The sequence below is a fragment of the Pseudomonas sp. KU26590 genome, from assembly GCF_026153515.1.
Taxonomy (GTDB): domain Bacteria; phylum Pseudomonadota; class Gammaproteobacteria; order Pseudomonadales; family Pseudomonadaceae; genus Aquipseudomonas.
Window position 1 is genome coordinate 4,222,997 of record NZ_CP110644.1, and the last position, 16,793, is coordinate 4,239,789.

General features: G+C 58.9%; 25 protein-coding genes and 1 tRNA gene. 17 read left to right on the top strand and 9 right to left on the bottom strand.

Translation table 11 applies throughout. The features are described from left to right. Positions 1 to 141: 141 nt before the first annotated feature. From OKW98_RS18660 to OKW98_RS18740, 17 genes are all read left to right on the top strand, one after another. Positions 142 to 1,299, top strand: a complete 1,158-nt coding sequence (locus OKW98_RS18660) for a hypothetical protein (protein WP_265386113.1) — start codon at positions 142 to 144, stop codon at positions 1,297 to 1,299. Between the two features lie 7 nt (positions 1,300 to 1,306). Next, the gene (locus OKW98_RS18665; RefSeq protein WP_265386114.1) at positions 1,307 to 2,251 is read left to right on the top strand and encodes a recombinase RecT; all 945 of its coding nucleotides are present in this window, start codon (positions 1,307 to 1,309) and stop codon (positions 2,249 to 2,251) included. Beyond that, positions 2,238 to 2,870, top strand: a complete 633-nt coding sequence (locus OKW98_RS18670) for a lambda exonuclease family protein (protein ID WP_265386115.1) — start codon at positions 2,238 to 2,240, stop codon at positions 2,868 to 2,870. Before OKW98_RS18665 ends, OKW98_RS18670 begins: the two co-directional genes overlap by 14 nt. After that, on the top strand, positions 2,867 to 3,205 hold the full coding sequence (locus OKW98_RS18675; protein ID WP_265386116.1) for a hypothetical protein: 339 nt from the start codon (positions 2,867 to 2,869) through the stop codon (positions 3,203 to 3,205). Before OKW98_RS18670 ends, OKW98_RS18675 begins: the two co-directional genes overlap by 4 nt. Positions 3,206 to 3,207: 2 nt before the next feature. After that, a complete protein-coding gene (locus tag OKW98_RS18680; protein WP_265386117.1) occupies positions 3,208 to 3,393 on the top strand; it encodes a hypothetical protein in 186 nt (61 codons plus the stop codon). A 75-nt stretch (positions 3,394 to 3,468) separates the two neighbouring features. After that, positions 3,469 to 3,810, top strand: coding sequence for a hypothetical protein (locus OKW98_RS18685; RefSeq protein ID WP_265386118.1), 342 nt, complete (start codon positions 3,469 to 3,471; stop codon positions 3,808 to 3,810). Positions 3,811 to 3,871: 61 nt separating this feature from the next. After that, on the top strand, positions 3,872 to 4,045 hold the full coding sequence (locus OKW98_RS18690) for a hypothetical protein (RefSeq protein ID WP_265386119.1): 174 nt from the start codon (positions 3,872 to 3,874) through the stop codon (positions 4,043 to 4,045). 42 nt (positions 4,046 to 4,087) lie between these two features. After that, positions 4,088 to 4,978: a hypothetical protein gene (locus OKW98_RS18695; protein ID WP_265386120.1), complete on the top strand. Its 891-nt coding sequence runs from the start codon at positions 4,088 to 4,090 to the stop codon at positions 4,976 to 4,978. Further along, the gene (locus OKW98_RS18700; protein WP_265386121.1) at positions 4,968 to 5,138 is read left to right on the top strand and encodes a hypothetical protein; all 171 of its coding nucleotides are present in this window, start codon (positions 4,968 to 4,970) and stop codon (positions 5,136 to 5,138) included. Before OKW98_RS18695 ends, OKW98_RS18700 begins: the two co-directional genes overlap by 11 nt. 148 nt (positions 5,139 to 5,286) lie before the next feature. Continuing rightward, complete coding sequence (locus tag OKW98_RS18705; protein WP_265386122.1) at positions 5,287 to 5,973, top strand: hypothetical protein; 687 nt, start codon at positions 5,287 to 5,289, stop codon at positions 5,971 to 5,973. Continuing rightward, a complete protein-coding gene (locus OKW98_RS18710) occupies positions 5,970 to 6,368 on the top strand; it encodes a hypothetical protein (RefSeq protein WP_265386123.1) in 399 nt (132 codons plus the stop codon). The genes OKW98_RS18705 and OKW98_RS18710 overlap by 4 nt, the downstream gene beginning before the upstream one ends. Next, complete coding sequence (locus OKW98_RS18715) at positions 6,365 to 6,577, top strand: hypothetical protein (RefSeq protein WP_265386124.1); 213 nt, start codon at positions 6,365 to 6,367, stop codon at positions 6,575 to 6,577. Before OKW98_RS18710 ends, OKW98_RS18715 begins: the two co-directional genes overlap by 4 nt. 11 nt (positions 6,578 to 6,588) lie before the next feature. Beyond that, positions 6,589 to 6,744: a hypothetical protein gene (locus tag OKW98_RS18720; protein WP_265386125.1), complete on the top strand. Its 156-nt coding sequence runs from the start codon at positions 6,589 to 6,591 to the stop codon at positions 6,742 to 6,744. Then, the gene (locus OKW98_RS18725; protein WP_265386126.1) at positions 6,741 to 6,938 is read left to right on the top strand and encodes a hypothetical protein; all 198 of its coding nucleotides are present in this window, start codon (positions 6,741 to 6,743) and stop codon (positions 6,936 to 6,938) included. Before OKW98_RS18720 ends, OKW98_RS18725 begins: the two co-directional genes overlap by 4 nt. Positions 6,939 to 6,992: 54 nt before the next feature. Further along, positions 6,993 to 7,709 carry a metallophosphoesterase gene (locus tag OKW98_RS18730; protein ID WP_265386127.1) on the top strand — a complete coding sequence of 239 codons (717 nt, stop codon included), beginning with the start codon at positions 6,993 to 6,995 and terminating at the stop codon, positions 7,707 to 7,709. 20 nt (positions 7,710 to 7,729) lie between these two features. Then, entirely contained in the window at positions 7,730 to 8,116 is a 387-nt protein-coding gene (locus OKW98_RS18735; RefSeq protein ID WP_265386128.1) for a hypothetical protein, read from the top strand. Beyond that, complete coding sequence (locus OKW98_RS18740; protein WP_265389772.1) at positions 8,002 to 9,165, top strand: tyrosine-type recombinase/integrase; 1,164 nt, start codon at positions 8,002 to 8,004, stop codon at positions 9,163 to 9,165. Before OKW98_RS18735 ends, OKW98_RS18740 begins: the two co-directional genes overlap by 115 nt. Positions 9,166 to 9,244: 79 nt before the next feature. Here the strand turns inward: OKW98_RS18740 and OKW98_RS18745 are convergent. The 9 genes from OKW98_RS18745 to thrS all read right to left on the bottom strand — a co-directional run bounded on the left by OKW98_RS18745 (position 9,245) and on the right by thrS (position 16,717). Then, positions 9,245 to 9,321, bottom strand: a tRNA-Pro gene (locus OKW98_RS18745). 107 nt (positions 9,322 to 9,428) lie between these two features. After that, on the bottom strand, positions 9,429 to 9,785 hold the full coding sequence (locus tag OKW98_RS18750; protein WP_037010862.1) for a MerR family transcriptional regulator: 357 nt from the start codon (positions 9,783 to 9,785) through the stop codon (positions 9,429 to 9,431). Then, positions 9,766 to 10,068: an integration host factor subunit alpha gene (gene ihfA, locus OKW98_RS18755; protein WP_002553164.1), complete on the bottom strand. Its 303-nt coding sequence runs from the start codon at positions 10,066 to 10,068 to the stop codon at positions 9,766 to 9,768. The genes OKW98_RS18750 and ihfA overlap by 20 nt, the downstream gene beginning before the upstream one ends. Positions 10,069 to 10,071: 3 nt before the next feature. Further along, complete coding sequence (gene pheT, locus OKW98_RS18760) at positions 10,072 to 12,450, bottom strand: phenylalanine--tRNA ligase subunit beta (RefSeq protein ID WP_265386129.1); 2,379 nt, start codon at positions 12,448 to 12,450, stop codon at positions 10,072 to 10,074. Between the two features lie 32 nt (positions 12,451 to 12,482). Next, positions 12,483 to 13,499: a phenylalanine--tRNA ligase subunit alpha gene (gene pheS / locus OKW98_RS18765; RefSeq protein WP_065991532.1), complete on the bottom strand. Its 1,017-nt coding sequence runs from the start codon at positions 13,497 to 13,499 to the stop codon at positions 12,483 to 12,485. 104 nt (positions 13,500 to 13,603) lie between these two features. After that, positions 13,604 to 13,960 carry a 50S ribosomal protein L20 gene (gene rplT / locus OKW98_RS18770; RefSeq protein WP_007905879.1) on the bottom strand — a complete coding sequence of 119 codons (357 nt, stop codon included), beginning with the start codon at positions 13,958 to 13,960 and terminating at the stop codon, positions 13,604 to 13,606. A gap of 28 nt (positions 13,961 to 13,988) precedes the next feature. After that, the gene (gene rpmI, locus OKW98_RS18775) at positions 13,989 to 14,183 is read right to left on the bottom strand and encodes a 50S ribosomal protein L35 (RefSeq protein ID WP_003442181.1); all 195 of its coding nucleotides are present in this window, start codon (positions 14,181 to 14,183) and stop codon (positions 13,989 to 13,991) included. A gap of 60 nt (positions 14,184 to 14,243) precedes the next feature. Continuing rightward, positions 14,244 to 14,795 (bottom strand): translation initiation factor IF-3, encoded by a 552-nt coding sequence (infC, locus tag OKW98_RS18780; RefSeq protein ID WP_172613086.1) that lies wholly within the window; start codon positions 14,793 to 14,795, stop codon positions 14,244 to 14,246. After that, on the bottom strand, positions 14,795 to 16,717 hold the full coding sequence (gene thrS, locus OKW98_RS18785) for a threonine--tRNA ligase (RefSeq protein WP_265386130.1): 1,923 nt from the start codon (positions 16,715 to 16,717) through the stop codon (positions 14,795 to 14,797). The genes infC and thrS overlap by 1 nt, the downstream gene beginning before the upstream one ends. Positions 16,718 to 16,793 lie beyond the last annotated feature (76 nt).

Below are 16,793 nucleotides of genomic sequence, written 5' to 3' on the forward strand. Positions count from 1 at the left end.
CTTCTGGCGCGGGTCTTTCCCGGTCCTCGCAGCCTTCACCTTCCTCATGATCTCGCTGTCACTCGCTGACCGAATCACGCAATAACCCCCACCCTATTCAATCGCAGCGCCCCGGCACACGGATGGCGCGGGAGACTCCGCATGTCTGCAACTCAGCAAGTCATCACCATCGACGACATCAGCGCCGATAACGCACCGGTAATTTACGTGGCAGGTGGCCTGAACCAGTTCCTGGAAGCTGTGAAGGCCGAGGTCGCAGGTGAAGTTCCGGACCTGACCACTCGCAAAGGCCGCGAGCGCATCGCCAGCCTGGCCGCCAAGGTCAGCAAGTCGAAGGCAGCGGTCGAGAAACCGGGCCGCGACTACCTGAAGCGCCTCAAGGAAATGCCAAAGGTCGTCGAGACCGAGTTGCGCGAGTTCGTCAACTCGATGGATGCGCTGCGAGACGCCACCCGCCAGCCGCTGACGGATTGGGAAAAGGCTGAAGACGCGCGCGTCGATGCGCACAACGACGGCATCCAGCGCATCAAGGATCTTGCGGTGTTCGAAGAGGTTCCGACCGCCGCGCACGTCGCCCAGGTCATTGCTGATCTGGAACTGGTCGCCATCGATGATAGCTGGCAGGAGTTTTTAGCAGAGGCCGCTCAGGCTAAGGATCAGGCGCTGACCAAGCTGCGTGCCCTGCTCGCTGACCGGACAAAGCACGAGGCCGAACTGGCAGAGATCGCCAAGTTCAACGCCGAGAAAGCCATCCGCGAACAGCAAGAGCGTGATGCTGTCATTGCCCGTGCCGCCGCCGAGCAAGCGCAGCGCGATGCCGAAGCGAAGGCGGAAGCAGAACGCAACGCTGCGGCCGCACGTGAGCAGGCGCTGAAGGATCAGGCAGCCGCTCAGCAGCGCGCCGCCGAACAGGCCGCCCGTGACGCGGAATCCGCCGCCGCGCAACAGGCGCTGCAACTGAAGCTTGCCGCTGAACAGGCTGAACGCATCGCCGCCCAGGCCGAAGCGACCCGGCTCGCAGCAATCCAGAAGGCCGAGCAGGAACGCATCGCCGCCGAACTGCGCCAAGCGGAAGCCGTAGAGCGTGCCCGTCAGCAAGAGGTCGAGCGCCAGGCCGCAGCAGTCGCGTTTGAGCTGAAGCAGGCGCAGGCCCGCGAGGCCGACCTTGAGCACAAGAAGTCGATTAACCGTGCCGCGCTGGAGGCTTTCGTAGCCGGCGGCATGACCGAGGAATGCGCCAAGCAGGCGGTAACGCTGATCGCCCAGCGCAAGATCCCTGCCGTCTCCATCCAATACTGAGGCTGATATGAATCAGGCAGTCACCACAATCACTCAGGACATTTATGGCGCTCGCAACCAGTTTGCCAATGTCCTCACCGACCGGTCGCTCAACTTCGAGCGAGAGGCCGAGTTTGCCATCCAGGTGATCACGTCAGGCGAGTACGCCACGAAGATCGCGCTGCAGAACCGGCAGTCTGTCGTCAATGCGATCACCAATATTGCCGCCATCGGCATCAGCCTCAACCCGGCGAAGAAGCAGGCGTATCTGGTGCCGCGCGACGGGAAGATCTGTCTGGACATCAGCTACATCGGCCTGATGGATCTGGCGATGGCTACCGGCGCGATCCGCTGGGCCCAGGCCGAGTTGGTCTACGCAGCGGACTCGTTCACTCTGAACGGTTTCGATAAGCCGCCTACCCACTCCTACAACCCCTTCGCCAAAGATCGCGGCGAGGCCATTGGGGTGTACGTGGTGGTCAAGACAGCCGACGGCGACTACCTCACGGAGACGATGAGTATTGACGACGTCAACGCTATACGTGACCGGTCGAGCGCATGGAAAGCCTGGATCAAGAACCAGAAGTCCTGCCCGTGGGTGACCGACCCGGGTGAGATGGCTAAGAAAACCGTGGTTAAACGCGGCTACAAGTACTGGCCGAAGACTGACCGCCTGGAGCAGGCCATTCACCACCTGAACACGGACGGTGGCGAAGGCCTGGCCGGAATGCCCGGCTCGGCGCCGACTGATCCTGAACTGGTGAACAGCTGGATCGAAATGGCGCAGAAGGCCGGCAGCCTTGAGTCACTGGCCGAGGTTTATCACCAGGGCACCGCCGCCATGAAGCAAGCCAAAGACGCCGCAGGTCATGCCCGCTTTAAAGCGGAAGTGACCAAGCGCAGCGAAACCCTGAAAGCAGAAGCCGCGCCGATCGAAGGCGAGGCAGAGGAGGTTTTAGATGGAGCAGCGTAGTGCAGAGTGGTTTGCGGCAAGGCTTGGCTGTGTCACGGCCAGCCGCGTCAAGGACGTGATGGCCAGCGGTCGCGGCGGTGCGCCGTCGGCAACCCGCAAGAACTACATGATGGAGCTCCTGTGTGAGCGCTTGACCGGCCAGCAAGGGGGCGCGGACCTTTCGCGCAACCCTGCAGTTCAGCGCGGCGTGGAGTTGGAGCCCTTCGCCGGCATGGCCTACGAGTCGGACAAAGGCGTGATGATCGTCGAGTCCGGCCTTGTCATGCACCCAACCATCGCCCGCTTCGGCGCCTCGCCTGATGGTTTGGTCGGCGAGGATGGCGTTCTGGAAATCAAGTGCCCGAACACTGCTACCCACATTGCGACCATGCAATCCGGGAAGCATGACCCGCAGTACGAATGGCAGATGCTGGCACAGATGGCCTGCACCGGCCGGCGTTGGGCGGACTTCGTGAGCTATGACGACCGGCTGCCCGAGCAACTTCAATACATCTGCCATCGGTACGAGTGCGACTTCAAGCGCATCCGCGAGATGGAAACAGAGATCAAAGCGTTCCTGGAAGAGCTCGACGAGCTTGAGCAGGAAATGCGTCAGCGTATGGAGGTGAAGGCAGCATGAGATGGGACGCACACCGGGCAGCAGAGCCCGAGGTAGCCAAATCTCTGCACCAGTTCAAGGAAGCCGGGGTTTATGCGGCTGCCAAGGCGCTGGGGCGATCCACTCGAAGCATCAACCGCATCGCCCAACAGCACGGCATTGAGTTCTCGACACCCACCAAAGCCACAAGCGAGCGCCGCCGCGCAGAACGCGACGCCCTGGCCGCCAAGATAAAGGAGTTGGCCGGCACTCGTTCGCAGGCGCAGATCTGTGAGGCGCTGGGCATCACCCGCGCCATCCTCCGTGAAATCGCCGAAATCCACTTCATCGACATCGACAGTCGAAAGCGAGCCTGACCATGCCATCCCCTAAAAACCATCAAGAAGCCTACTCCAACATCTATCACATGCAGCAGAGCATCGATCGCCTGCTGGTCGCTTCAAAGGATTGGAAGCCCGAAGACGCCGCACGCGGTGAGAAAACGCTGATGAGGCTGGAGCTGCAGATCGCCCAGACCAAAGCTGAGCTCCAGCTCAACCGATGAAGCGTAACGCACCCCAGCGCCGCAAGCGCGCGGCGCAACATCACCTCCCACCCAGCGGACTCAAGGAGGCCGAACATGGCAACCGTATCGTCGGGCGTCGTCACCCTTCCCTCCTGGATGGGATCAGTCAAGAAGCTCTACAACACCCGGAGCGGCGGACAGTACCGGCCGGAGGATGTGGCGCTGGTCTTCGCGCTGAGTCTGCGGACGCATAACAGCGCCGACGAGCTACGCAAGTTAGCCTGGCGCCTCGTGGATAAGGTCTGCCTTGAACATCAGCCGAACATGAAGCGCCTAAGCCGCGAGCCGGATGACGCGAAGGTCTTCGATGCTGCGCTGCGGATCATCAACCGAGTCTGCTCGATGTTGAACTGCGGTGAAGGGTCGTTCGAGCTTCGCACCTCTCACGACGCATAACCACCTCCAGCCCACCAGCCACCGAACCTTCGGAGGCCATCACCTGCACGGGAGCATCACCATGAAACCCAACAAACTGAAGCTCGACCCCAATGGCCCGTGGGAACCAACGTGCTGGGTGGGTGATGGTCCTGCTGTGCCTCTTGCGAAACTCGATGATGGTAGCCGGCGGAAGTATGCGGGTGTGAAGGCAATCGCCGCGATCATGCGGGCTAAGCGGAATAGCGAGCTGTAACCCCATCCCAACTTTGAATCACGCCACTGGCGAGGCCTTGCCATGCACCAAAGAAAAATAGCGATCTTCCTGTGCGACCTCACCGGTGTCATGGCGCAACCATGGGTCGAGGCCGGTTACGAAGCCATCCTGATTGACCCGCAGCACCATTCAGGCGTGCACACCGCCGGCGCAGTCACGAAAGTTGGTCACATCATTGATCACCCCGAATCATGGCGAGTCATCCGTGAGGCTGTTGCCACCGGGCGAGTTGAGTTCGTTGCCGGATTCCCGCCGTGCACAGATCTTGCCGTCAGTGGTGCGCGGTGGTTCGAGGCAAAGCGCCAGGCAGATCCCGCTGTTCAGTTCAAGGCGATGCATGTCGTCTGGCAGTGCCAGATCATTGGCGAAATGTCCGGTGCGCCGTGGTTTGCCGAAAATCCTGTGAGCCAGATCAGCAGCCTGTGGCGAAAGCCGGACTACTCGTTTCACCCGTGGCAGTTCTCGGGATTCTGCGCAGCAGATCAGTATACAAAAAAGACCATGTTGTGGACTGGGGGGGGTTCGTCATGCCGCAGCAATTCAGTGACGAAAGCCTCGGCTCGCCGGATGACCGAATCCATAAAGCCCCGCCCGGGCCTGAACGGGCGAACTTCCGCAGCGCCACCCCCGCTGGATTCGCCCGGGCCGTATTTCTCGCAAACCACAAACAGTCAGCGGCGGCGCTGGCTGCCTGAAGGTATCGCCATGCCCGAACCCATCGAACCCGCCCCGCGCGTCTCGGCCACCGTATTCCCCGGCCTGGACGGCAATCACCGCATCAGCCTTCACTGGTTCCATCAGGTTCATCTGACACCCGCTGAAGCGCTATCCGTAGCCAGAGAAATCAACCAACACGCCATCGACGCCATGCGGGCTGACGGTGAGCGGGAGGAAGTGAACCATGACAGTTGAAGAACGTGAATGCATCCGCTTGCTGCCGAAGCGCCGCAGCATGTGCCCACACCAGCAGAAGGAGCAGGACCGAAAACTCTGCGCCGCGCTGCTGGCCGAATTCAAAGACACCGCGATTGCCGAACGGGTGATGCGGGTTATCAAGGGGGAGCGGGGATGAGCGGCAAGAAGTGGTTCTACTGGCTCGGCCTGCTTGACGGCAGGGCTCGCCGATCTGAAACCCGCACCCGTGACAAATCAAATTGGCCGACTTGGGCCCAGCACAGCTACAGCCGCGCGTGGTATTGCGGTTTTTTGGATACATCGAAATGAGCAAAGAATTGAAGACGGCGCCACTTGAGCCGACCCGTGAAATGCTCAGCATGGGCTCTGTATCTTGCCTCGGAAAGCTGGATCACGAATCAATTGCGCAACTGTGGCAGGCCATGCTCGCCGCCGCCCCTGTGCCGCCTGCTGGCGATGTGGAAGTGCTGGGGTGGAGAGTTGAGAGCCACAGTGGCACATGCCGGACTAATTACATCCAACGGCCTGACTGGGCGTATCGCGAAGACCCAAAAGTCTACTCGATAACAGAACTGGTAGACCGTTCTGAAGTCACCCGCCTGACCGCCGAGCGTGAAGAGCTGACATCCCGACTGGGTGCGGAGCAATCAATGCGCTTAGCCATGGAACGGTTGGCAGACAAGCGCCAAGCCGAACTGACCAAGGCGCGGGAGTTGCTGGCTAAGGATCGCGTGGCTTTCGACACGTGCACCGATATGGCAAAGCAGTCTTCTCGAATTGCTTGGTACGACGAATTCCTTCTGCCTGCGAAGGAAAGGCTGCGCGAATATTTCGATAGCCAACCCGCCACCCCCATCACCCACAACGTCGACGAGAGCTGCGGGCAAGATGCAGAAGCGGCGAAGGGTAAATGTCTGGATTGCTTCGCGGTTAGAGAGGCAGAGCAGAATCCAAATACAGAATGCGATAGCTGTGGATGGTTGAAACCATGACCAACAACACACAACTGGTGAGCGTGCCGCGTGAGCTGCTGGAGCGCTGGGCTGATAGATTCTCAAAGGCGCAGATGTTCAAAGATTCGACCGAAGTACGGGCCGTACTCGCCGCCGCTGCCGAGGATGTCCGCGCAGTGGTGGAGGAGCCGGTGGCGTACCTCTACAAGGAATACGTTTGGGCCACCGGCCTGTGCGACTACGTTTGGCGCACTCAGTTGGAATCTGAGGCGCCGACTGACGATCAGAACGTCAAGGACATTGATCCGCTCTACCGCCACCCGCAGCGCCCGGTCGTGTTACCCGAGCGCATGATCTCCACAAATACCCTAGAAGAGCTCAAGGCTGAAGGCTACAACCAGTGCATTGCTGATTGCGAGAGGCTGAACAAATGACCGTCTCGCGATTCACCTCAACCACAATCAACCGTGCCGCTGACCTGCACACCGCCGGGGTCAAGTGGGCCGCACTCCAAGCCGAGTTCGGTGACGGGATCATCATGGCCGTCAAAGCCAAGGACCGGCCCTGCAAGGTGTGCACGACCTGCGACACGCGCAACGCGGTCAACTTCAATTTCTGCTGCAAGTGCGGCTTTCTGCTGTAGGAGCGGACGTTATGGAAATTCGAAATCAGTTCGAGCAAGCCTACGCTGAGGACAAAGGTCTGACTTTGGAGTGGTGCCGAGGCCAGCGCATGACCAACGGCAGCTATCTAGATCGAGCCATGGCCCGCGCCTGGTTCTGGTGGCAGCGCGGCAAGGAGGCGGCATGAAGGTTCTGTACTGGATCAACCGGAAGCTGCCGTTCTCGTTTCTGCCGATCGCGCGCATACGCCTCGGACGGCAGACGGCAACTTTGCGCAAGGACGGCTGGGTGATCATTTCTGACGGCAAGAGCACTGATGCCCTGCCGATCAACTTCTGCGCCCCTGCCGTCATCGAAGCATTCAACGCCGAATTCGCTTAACCCCCTCCCCATCTATCCACATGCCTGCCGGTGTACGGCGGGCGGGAGATCACTGTGCTCGAAACAATTGAGGTATCGCGCGTGAAGCGCTTCGCCGCGAACACTGCTGGCCGTGACATTGCCGTGGGCGACATTCACGGCCACTTCACCCGCTTGCAGGCTGCGCTGGATGCTATCGGCTTCGACCCGGCCGTCGACCGGATTTTCAGCGTCGGCGATCTGGTTGACCGCGGGCCTGAATGCGAAGACGTCATCAAGTGGCTGAACAAGCCGTGGTTCCACCCAGTGCGCGGCAACCATGACGATTACGTGGTGCGCTTCGACACCTGCGACATCGGTAACTGGATGCAGAACGGCGGCACCTGGTTCGTCGGCCTGCCGCGCGATGAGCAACAGAACTATCAGGTGATGTTCCAGGATCTACCGATTGCGATCGAGGTCGAGACCACCGAGGGCATCGTCGGGATCATCCACGCCGACTGCGTCTTCGACACTTGGTCGCAGATGAAAGCCGAACTGGAATCGCCAGAAAGCTACAAGCGGCTGAAGCTTGTGCAGAACACATGCATGTGGTCGCGCAGCCGGTACGAGCAGCAGGACTGCCGGCCGATTCCCGATGTGCGCGCCGTTGTCGTCGGCCATACGCCAATCGAGCGGCCCGTCGTGCTGGGCAATGTTCACCACATCGACACCGGCGGCTGGTTCAAAGACGGCAGTGGGCACTTCACGCTGCTGGATCTCACCACCCTGCAGCCACTCAACCCTGCATAGACCCCGGACGGAGGCAGCCAATGGGCGCACACAAAATCCAGCCCCGCTTCATTCGTGCCGGTGAAGCTCCGGCCTACCTGAGCATGAACCTCGCGCTGTTCAACCAGATTGTGCGGCCCTTCGTGAACGAATTCCCCATCGGTGAGCGCGGCGTCGGCTTTGACCGGCAGGAGCTCGACGACTGGGCTTCCTCCTACGTGGCGGCCAAGGCAATTGATAAAAAAGGCGCAGGGGCGCAACAATTGCCCCGCAGCGAGCGCCAGAAAGGAGATACACGATGGCGCGAAAAACGATCACCGGGCTCTCCCAAAGGAACGGGCTCTGGCATATCGACAAGAAAATCAACGGCGAGCGACTTTACGAATCTACTGGCACAGCTGACCGACAAGAAGCAGAGCGCTACCTGATCCATCGGCTTGAGCAGATCCGGCAGCAGAAGGTTTACGGTGTGCGTCAGGTGAAGACCTGGCGCGATGCCGCGATGAAGTTTCTGCTGGAGATCAAGGATCAGCCGTCCTTCAAGCTGTCCGCTCACCACCTTTCGCAACTTGATCCGTTCATTGGCGACATGCCGCTGACCCATATTGATGATCAGGCTCTTGAGCCATTCATCAAGGACAGGTTGGCGACCAAGAAGCTGGAGGACGGAAAGGTCAAAAAAGGAGTGAGCAACAGGACGGTGAACATTTCGATTGAGCGGGTGGTTCGGGTTTTGTCGTTATGTGCCAGGAAGTGGCGAGACGATGAGCGAAGGCCGTGGCTGGATAGCGTGCCTATGCTCACGAAGCTGGAAGAGAAGAAGTCGAGCCGCAAGCCCTACCCGATGTCATGGGAGGAGCAATCGATTCTTTTCGGGGAATTGCCGGCGCACCTGCAGACGATGGCCCTGTTCAAAGTGAACACGGGCTGTCGCGAGCAGGAGGTCTGCAAATTGAGGTGGGATTGGGAAATCGCGGTGCCGGAACTCGAAACGAGCGTGTTTCTTATCCCGGCTGACTTTGGCGGGCGGCACGCGCGGTCAGGCGTGAAGAACGGCGATGAGCGCCTGGTGGTGCTCAACAGCGTGGCGAGGTCGATCATTGAGAAGCAGCGCGGCGTGAACAGGGACTGGGTGTTCGCTTACAACGACACGGCAATGCATCGGATGAACGACTCAGCCTGGAAGAAGGCTCGGATTCGCGCGGCGAAACTCTGGCAGGAGAAAAACCTTCGCCCCGCGCACCCAGGCTATCTGTCGATCAGGATTCACGATTTGAAGCATACCTTCGGCCGGCGCCTACGCGCGGCGGGTGTCACGGAGGAAGACCGGAAGGCCCTGCTCGGCCACAAGAACGGCAGCATCACCAGTCACTACTCGGGCGCTGAGCTCGGGCATTTGATTGAAGCTGCGAACATGGTCTCAGCCACCGATTCACGCGGACCGGTGCTGACAATTCTGAAGAGGAGGCAGGCATGAAAATTCGACAAGTCACGCAAAAGTCACGCTCATGAAAAAGGCCAATGCTGAGAACATTGGCCTAAGTCACTGAAAAATATGGTCGGGACGGAGTGATTCGAACACTCGACCCCTAGCACCCCATGCTAGTGCGCTACCGGACTGCGCTACGCCCCGACTAGGCGTTACTCTGTGCTGCTTCTTCGTTGCTGCTCTTGCGAGAGCGTCGAGGAATATACCCTAAGCTTTTGAATGATGAAAGTATTTCGGCTCACCGCGCGTTGTCACTTACGCAGCACAACCAAGACATCTTCCAGCTCGACAATCATCTGTTTGATCAGCTGCTTGTACTGCAGCGAATCATCCTTGACCTCATCGCTGGACATGCGCAAACGCGCGCCGCCAATGGTGAAGCCCTGATCGTAAAGCAACCCGCGGATCTGGCGGATCATCAGCACATCCTGTCGCTGATAATATCGGCGATTTCCGCGGCGCTTGACCGGGTTGAGTTGAGGAAACTCCTGCTCCCAATAACGCAGAACGTGCGGTTTGACCGCGCAGAGCTCGCTGACTTCACCAATGGTGAAGTAGCGTTTGCCGGGGATAGGCGGTAGCTCGTCGTTATGACTTGGTTCCAGCATAAGCCTCAACTCGGGCCTTCAGTTTCTGCCCTGGGCGAAAGGTGACCACACGGCGAGCGGTAATCGGGATTTCTTCCCCTGTCTTGGGATTTCGGCCCGGTCGCTGGCGTTTATCGCGCAGATCAAAATTGCCGAATCCGGACAATTTGACCTGCTCGTTATCTTCCAGAGCGTGCCTGATTTCCTCAAAGAACAGCTCGACCAGTTCCTTGGCTTCTCGTTTGTTCAGGCCTAGCTCTTCGTACAGACGTTCGGCCATCTCAGCTTTCGTCAGAGCCCCCATACGCTACATCCTTAACGTGGCGTTTAACCTTGCCTCTAGCGAGGTGAGAATTTGCTGCGTCGAAGCGTTTACCTCATCGTCGGTAAGAGTGCGCGATGGATGTTGCCAGGTCAAGCCGACTGCAAGGCTTTTTCTAAGCGGATCAATGCCTTTACCCTGGTAAACATCAAACAGCCTGAGGTCTGTGAGCCATTCCCCTGCATTCTCACGAATAACGTCCAGCACAGCGGTCGCGCAAACATCACGATCGGCCAGCAGTGCCAGGTCGCGACGCACTTCCGGGAAGCGTGAAAGCTCGTGGAATTTCGGCAGACGACCTGTCGCAACTTCAGCCAGAACCAGTTCGAAAACGAACACCGGACGATCAAGGCCCAGGGTCTTCGACAGTTCAGGATGCAGCGCGCCGATGTAGCCGACTTCACGGCCGTCGCGCTCGATACGCGCGGTTTGACCCGGGTGCAACGCGGGATGGCTTCCGGGTACGAAACGGAAATCATCCTGCGCACCGGCGAAGCCCAGCACTGCTTCGACGTCAGCCTTGACGTCGAAGAAGTCGACGACATCGCGGCCTTGCGCCCAGCCTTCCGGCAGACGGCTGCCACAGATTACACCGGCCAGCATTGGTTCTTGCTTCAAGCCTTCCAGTTGACCGACGAAACGCAGGCCGCTCTCGAACAGCCGGACGCGATCCTGCTGGCGATTGAGGTTGTGTTGCAGCGACTTCACCAGACCCGGCCACAGGGACGAACGCATCGCCGACATGTCAGCCGAAATTGGGTTGGCCAGCAACAGCGGCTCAACACCCGGGCTGAACAGCTCAAACCATTTCTGATCGATGAAGCTGTAAGTGATCGCTTCCTGATATCCGCGAGCTACCAGCAGACGACGCAAGGCCGGCAGATCACTCTGGGCTTCGGCACGCGGTTGTGGCGCGAGACGCGCCTGCGGGTAACGGACCGGCAAACGGTTGTAACCGTGGAGGCGGGCCAGCTCTTCGATGAGATCGACTTCGAGGGTGATATCGAAGCGATGACTCGGCACTTGGACGCGCCATTGCGCGCTGGCGTGAGGCGCGACGGTGAGGCCGAGTGCCGTCAGCAGACGCTCGATTTCCGCTGCGTCCATCTTCATGCCGAGCATCTGCTCGATACGCTCGGCACGCAGAATGATCGGCTCCACCGAAGGCAGATGCTGATCGCTGACGGTCTCGATGACCGGACCGGCCTCACCGCCCGTGATCTCCAGCAGCAGGCCAGTGGCACGCTCCATGGCTTCGCGGGCCAGCTGCCAGTCGACGCCGCGCTCATAGCGATGGGACGCGTCGGTGTGCAGGCCATATGAACGTGCCTTGCCGGCCACGGCGATCTGATCGAAAAAAGCGCTTTCGAGGAAGATATCGCGAGTTGTTGCGGACACACCGCTGTGCTCGCCACCCATGACACCGGCGATGGCCAGAGCACGCTCGTGGTCGGCAATGACCAGGGTATCGGCGCGCAGGCTGACTTCCTGGCCGTCCAGCAAGACGAGCTTCTCGCCCTCTTCCGCCATGCGAACGCGAATGCCGCCGTTGATCTCGGCAAGGTCGAATGCGTGCAGCGGCTGACCCAGCTCAAGCATCACGTAGTTGGTGATGTCAACTGCAGCGTCGATGCTGCGCACGTCCGAGCGACGCAGGCGCTCAACCATCCACAACGGTGTAGGACGCGACAGGTCGACATTGCGGATGACGCGACCCAGGTACCGGGGACACGCTGCAGGCGCAAGCACTTCAACCGGACGCACTTCATCGTGTACGGCCGGAACAACCGCAACATGTGGACGCGTCACGGCTGCGTCATAGAGCGCACCCACTTCACGGGCCAGACCAGCCACCGACAGGCAGTCGCCACGGTTGGGCGTCAGGTCGACTTCGATGCTCGCGTCGTCCAGCTCCAGATAAACGCGTACATCCTGGCCCACCGGCGCGTCGGCCGGCAGCTCCATCAGGCCATCATTGCCCTCACCCACCTGCAGCTCGGCTTGTGAGCACAGCATGCCGTTGGACTCGACGCCCCGCAGCTTGGCTTTCTTGATCTTGAAATCGCCCGGCAATTCGGCGCCGATCATGGCAAACGGGATTTTCAGACCGGGGCGCACGTTTGGCGCGCCACACACAACCTGAAAGGTCTCGGTACCGTTGCTCACCTGGCAAACGCGCAGCTTGTCAGCGTCCGGGTGCTGCTCGGTGCTCAGCACCTCGCCCACCACGACACCGCTGAAAACGCCCGCTGCCGGGGCGACGCTGTCTACTTCAAGGCCGGCCATCGACAGACGAGCAACCAGCTCGTCGCGGGACACCTGCGGGCTAACCCAGCCGCGCAGCCATTGTTCACTGAATTTCATCCTGCTCTCCTAAAGAATTCGTTACGGGCGACCTAGCGAAATTGCGCGAGGAACCGCAAGTCGTTGTCGAAGAACAGGCGCAAGTCGTTGACGCCATAGCGCAGCATCGCCAGACGCTCTACGCCCATGCCGAAGGCGAAGCCCTGAAACTCTTCCGGATCGATGCCCGACATGCGCAGCACGTTCGGGTGGACCATGCCGCAGCCCATGACTTCAAGCCAGCCAGTCTGCTTGCAGACACGGCAGCCTTTGCCGCTGCACATCACGCATTCCATGTCGACTTCAGCCGAAGGCTCGGTGAACGGGAAATACGAAGGACGGAAACGCACTGCCAGCTCTTTTTCAAAGAACACGCGCAGGAATTCCTCGATGGTGCCTTTCAGGTCGGCGAAGTTGATATCGCGGTCGACCAGCAGACCTTCGACCTGATGGAACATCGGGGAATGGGTGATATCGGAGTCACTGCGATACACACGGCCGGGGCAGACGATGCGGATCGGAGGCTTCTGCGATTCCATGGTGCGGACCTGAACCGGCGAGGTATGGGTGCGCAGCAACATGTTCGCATTGAAATAGAAAGTGTCATGCATCGACCGGGCCGGGTGATGGCCTGGGATGTTGAGCGCTTCGAAGTTGTGGTAATCGTCTTCGACCTCAGGGCCTTCGGCGATGCCGTAGCCGATGTGGGTGAAGAATTGCTCGATTCGTTCCAGAGTGCGGGTAACCGGATGCAGACCGCCAGTGGTCTGGCCGCGGCCAGGCAGGGTCACGTCAATGGATTCGGCCGCGAGTTTGGCCGCAAGATCAGCCTCCTCAAACGATGCCTTGCGCGCATTGAGAACCTCTGTGACACGCTCCTTGGCTTCGTTGATCAGCGCGCCGACTTTCGGACGCTCATCGGCAGGCAGATTCCCCAGGGTCTTCATCACCTGAGTCAATTCGCCCTTTTTGCCAAGGTACAGAACCCGGATTTGCTCCAGGGCATTGATATCTTCGGCGCTTTGCACAGCCTCAAGTGCTTGAGAGACCAGCGCGTCCAGGTTTTCCATGTACAGACTCCAGATACAAAATAGGGGAAGAGCTTACAAGGCTCTTCCCCTATTTATGACGTTTAACACCGAACCCCGAGCGGGGTCCGGTGATTGCCGGGGACTTAGGCCAAAGTGGCTTTAGCTTTCTCGACAATCGCAGCAAACGCCGCTTTTTCGTTCACTGCCAGATCAGCCAGAACCTTGCGGTCGATCTCGATCGACGCTTTTTTCAGGCCAGCGATGAAACGGCTGTAGGACAGACCGTTGATACGCGCACCAGCGTTGATACGAGCGATCCACAGAGCGCGGAACTGACGTTTTTTCTGACGACGGTCACGGTAGGCGTATTGGCCAGCCTTGATTACCGCTTGCTTGGCAACACGGAATACGCGTGAACGCGCGCCGTAGTAGCCTTTAGCAAGTTTCAGAATTTTTTTGTGACGCTTACGGGCAATGACGCCACGCTTTACACGAGCCATGAGTTAATTCCTCTGTTCTTGATCAAAATTAGCAAAGGCGCAGCATGCGCTTGACTTTTGCCACGTCGGACGGATGCAGCAAGCTGCTTCCACGCAATTGACGCTTACGCTTTGTCGACATTTTGGTCAGGATGTGGCTCTTGAAAGCGTGCTTGTGCTTGATGCCATTCGCGGTCTTCAAAAACCGCTTAGCTGCACCACTTTTAGTCTTCATCTTTGGCATGTTCGGATACTCCGCATTCAGTTGATAAACATAACCGCAAGGCCTGCCGTGCCCTGGTGGTTATTTCTTCTTTTTCGGGGCGATGACCATGATCAGCTGGCGTCCTTCCATCTTAGGATGCTGTTCGACCGAACCGTATTCGAGCAGGTCAGCTTCAACCCGCTTCAACAGCTCCATCCCCAGCTCCTGGTGGGCCATCTCACGACCGCGAAATCTCAAGGAAATCTTGGCCCTGTCCCCGTCACTCAGGAAACGTACCAGGTTGCGTAGTTTTACCTGGTAATCCCCTTCCTCCGTCCCTGGACGAAACTTGATTTCTTTAACCTGGATCTGCTTCTGATTCTTCTTGGCGGCAGCAACCTGTTTCTTCTTTTCGAAGATCGATTTGCCGTAGTCCATCAGTTTGCAAACAGGGGGTACTGCATCGGCGGAAATTTCCACCAGATCCAGTTTGGCCTCTTCAGCCTTAAGAAGCGCGTCTTCAATTGACACAATCCCAAGCTGCTCACCCTCAGCCCCAATTAAACGAACCTCACGTGCCGAGATATTCTCGTTGATCGGGGCTTTCGGTGCAGCTCGTTTATCTTGTCTCATTTCACGCTTAATAATAATTACTCCGAATCTTGGCGACCACGCCGGGAAACCGCTTGTGCAAGGAACTCCGAGAACTGGGCGACCGGCATCGAGCCAAGGTCTGCGCCTTCACGTGTACGCACAGCGACAGTTTGTGTTTCAACCTCCCGATCCCCAATCACGAGGAGATACGGAATTTTGAGCAACGTATGCTCGCGGATTTTAAAGCCGATCTTTTCATTTCTCAAGTCGGACTTGGCACGAAATCCGCTTTGCGCCAATGTTTTTTCCACATCAAGGGCAAAATCAGCCTGTTTATCAGTGATGTTCATGATCACTGCTTGAGTTGGAGCAAGCCACGCCGGGAAGGCGCCTTCGTAATGCTCGATCAGGATTCCGATGAAGCGTTCGAAGGAGCCAAGGATTGCGCGGTGCAACATGACTGGGTGCTTACGGCCGTTGTCTTCCGACACGAATTCGGCGCCCAGACGGATCGGCAGGTTGAAATCGAGCTGCAGAGTACCGCATTGCCACACGCGACCCAAGCAATCCTTGAGAGAAAATTCGATCTTCGGACCGTAGAACGCGCCCTCGCCCGGTTGCAGATCGTACGGCAGACCAGCGCTGTCAAGGGCTGCAGCCAGGGCGGACTCAGCGCGATCCCACAATTCATCGGACCCGACACGCTTCTCCGGACGGGTCGACAGCTTCATCTCGATGTCTTTGAAACCGAAATCGGCGTAGACCGCCATGGTCAGCTTGATGAACGCGGCGGATTCGGCCTGCATCTGTTCTTCGGTGCAGAAGATGTGCGCGTCGTCCTGGGTGAAAGCCCGAACACGCATGATGCCGTGCAGCGCGCCCGAGGGCTCGTTGCGGTGGCAGGCGCCGAATTCGGCCAGGCGCAGCGGCAACTCGCGGTAGCTTTTCAGGCCCTGATTGAACACCTGTACGTGGCACGGGCAGTTCATCGGCTTGATGGCGTAGTCGCGGTTTTCCGACTGGGTGGTGAACATGTTCTCGGCGTAGTTGGCCCAGTGACCGGACTTCTCCCACAGCGAGCGGTCGACAACCTGAGGGGTCTTGATCTCCAGGTAGCCGTTTTCGCGCTGGGTCGTGCGCATGTACTGCTCAAGCACCTGGTAGAGCGTCCAGCCGTTCGGGTGCCAGAAGACCATGCCCGGCGCTTCTTCCTGGGTGTGGAACAGGCCCAGACGCTTGCCGATCTTGCGGTGATCGCGTTTTTCGGCTTCTTCGATGCGCTGAATGTAAGCAGCCAGCTGCTTCTTGTCGGCCCACGCGGTGCCATAAACGCGCTGCAGCTGCTCGTTCTTGGCATCCCCGCGCCAGTAGGCGCCGGACAACTTGGTCAGTTTGAATGACTTGAGAAAACGCGTGTTCGGCACGTGCGGACCGCGGCACATGTCGACGTATTCTTCATGGTAATACAGGCCCATGGCCTGCTCGTTCGGCATGTCTTCGACCAGACGCAGCTTGTAGTCTTCGCCACGGGCCGTGAACACTTCGATCACTTCCGCACGCGGGGTGACCTTCTTGATGACGTCGTAATCCTTTTCGATGAGCTGCTGCATGCGCTGCTCGATCGCCGCCATGTCGTCCGGGGTGAAAGGACGCTCATACGCAATGTCGTAATAGAAGCCATCATCGATGACCGGGCCGATCACCATCTTTGCAGTCGGATAGAGCTGCTTGACGGCATGGCCGACCAGGTGCGCGCAGGAGTGACGAATGATCTCCAGGCCTTCCTGATCCTTGGGGGTGATGATTTGCAGGCTCGCATCGGCATCGATGATGTCGCTGGCATCAACCAGTTGACCGTTGACCTTGCCGGCCACGGTGGCTTTGGCCAGGCCTGCACCAATGGAGGCTGCGACCTCGGCAACGGATACCGGGTGATCGAAAGAACGTTGACTGCCGTCGGGAAGAGTAATAGTTGGCATGGCGCCTCCTCTCCTAGTGGTGACCCCTACCAAAGGTCACGTGGGTGGGATAGAGCCAGTACGCGATTCGGTGGTA

What these genes read in the sequence shown, in the direction of transcription:
- OKW98_RS18660 (WP_265386113.1), top strand. Translation starts at nt 142, where the DNA reads ATGTCTGCAACTCAGCAAGTCATCACCATCGACGACATCAGCGCCGAT.
- OKW98_RS18665 (WP_265386114.1), top strand. Translation starts at nt 1,307, where the DNA reads ATGAATCAGGCAGTCACCACAATCACTCAGGACATTTATGGCGCTCGC.
- OKW98_RS18670 (WP_265386115.1), top strand. Translation starts at nt 2,238, where the DNA reads ATGGAGCAGCGTAGTGCAGAGTGGTTTGCGGCAAGGCTTGGCTGTGTC.
- OKW98_RS18675 (WP_265386116.1), top strand. Translation starts at nt 2,867, where the DNA reads ATGAGATGGGACGCACACCGGGCAGCAGAGCCCGAGGTAGCCAAATCT.
- OKW98_RS18680 (WP_265386117.1), top strand. Translation starts at nt 3,208, where the DNA reads ATGCCATCCCCTAAAAACCATCAAGAAGCCTACTCCAACATCTATCAC.
- OKW98_RS18685 (WP_265386118.1), top strand. Translation starts at nt 3,469, where the DNA reads ATGGCAACCGTATCGTCGGGCGTCGTCACCCTTCCCTCCTGGATGGGA.
- OKW98_RS18690 (WP_265386119.1), top strand. Translation starts at nt 3,872, where the DNA reads ATGAAACCCAACAAACTGAAGCTCGACCCCAATGGCCCGTGGGAACCA.
- OKW98_RS18695 (WP_265386120.1), top strand. Translation starts at nt 4,088, where the DNA reads ATGCACCAAAGAAAAATAGCGATCTTCCTGTGCGACCTCACCGGTGTC.
- OKW98_RS18700 (WP_265386121.1), top strand. Translation starts at nt 4,968, where the DNA reads ATGACAGTTGAAGAACGTGAATGCATCCGCTTGCTGCCGAAGCGCCGC.
- OKW98_RS18705 (WP_265386122.1), top strand. Translation starts at nt 5,287, where the DNA reads ATGAGCAAAGAATTGAAGACGGCGCCACTTGAGCCGACCCGTGAAATG.
- OKW98_RS18710 (WP_265386123.1), top strand. Translation starts at nt 5,970, where the DNA reads ATGACCAACAACACACAACTGGTGAGCGTGCCGCGTGAGCTGCTGGAG.
- OKW98_RS18715 (WP_265386124.1), top strand. Translation starts at nt 6,365, where the DNA reads ATGACCGTCTCGCGATTCACCTCAACCACAATCAACCGTGCCGCTGAC.
- OKW98_RS18720 (WP_265386125.1), top strand. Translation starts at nt 6,589, where the DNA reads ATGGAAATTCGAAATCAGTTCGAGCAAGCCTACGCTGAGGACAAAGGT.
- OKW98_RS18725 (WP_265386126.1), top strand. Translation starts at nt 6,741, where the DNA reads ATGAAGGTTCTGTACTGGATCAACCGGAAGCTGCCGTTCTCGTTTCTG.
- OKW98_RS18735 (WP_265386128.1), top strand. Translation starts at nt 7,730, where the DNA reads ATGGGCGCACACAAAATCCAGCCCCGCTTCATTCGTGCCGGTGAAGCT.
- OKW98_RS18750 (WP_037010862.1), bottom strand. Translation starts at nt 9,785, where the DNA reads ATGCTGGAACCAAGTCATAACGACGAGCTACCGCCTATCCCCGGCAAA.
- ihfA (WP_002553164.1), bottom strand. Translation starts at nt 10,068, where the DNA reads ATGGGGGCTCTGACGAAAGCTGAGATGGCCGAACGTCTGTACGAAGAG.
- pheT (WP_265386129.1), bottom strand. Translation starts at nt 12,450, where the DNA reads ATGAAATTCAGTGAACAATGGCTGCGCGGCTGGGTTAGCCCGCAGGTG.
- pheS (WP_065991532.1), bottom strand. Translation starts at nt 13,499, where the DNA reads ATGGAAAACCTGGACGCGCTGGTCTCTCAAGCACTTGAGGCTGTGCAA.
- rplT (WP_007905879.1), bottom strand. Translation starts at nt 13,960, where the DNA reads ATGGCTCGTGTAAAGCGTGGCGTCATTGCCCGTAAGCGTCACAAAAAA.
- rpmI (WP_003442181.1), bottom strand. Translation starts at nt 14,183, where the DNA reads ATGCCAAAGATGAAGACTAAAAGTGGTGCAGCTAAGCGGTTTTTGAAG.
- thrS (WP_265386130.1), bottom strand. Translation starts at nt 16,717, where the DNA reads ATGCCAACTATTACTCTTCCCGACGGCAGTCAACGTTCTTTCGATCAC.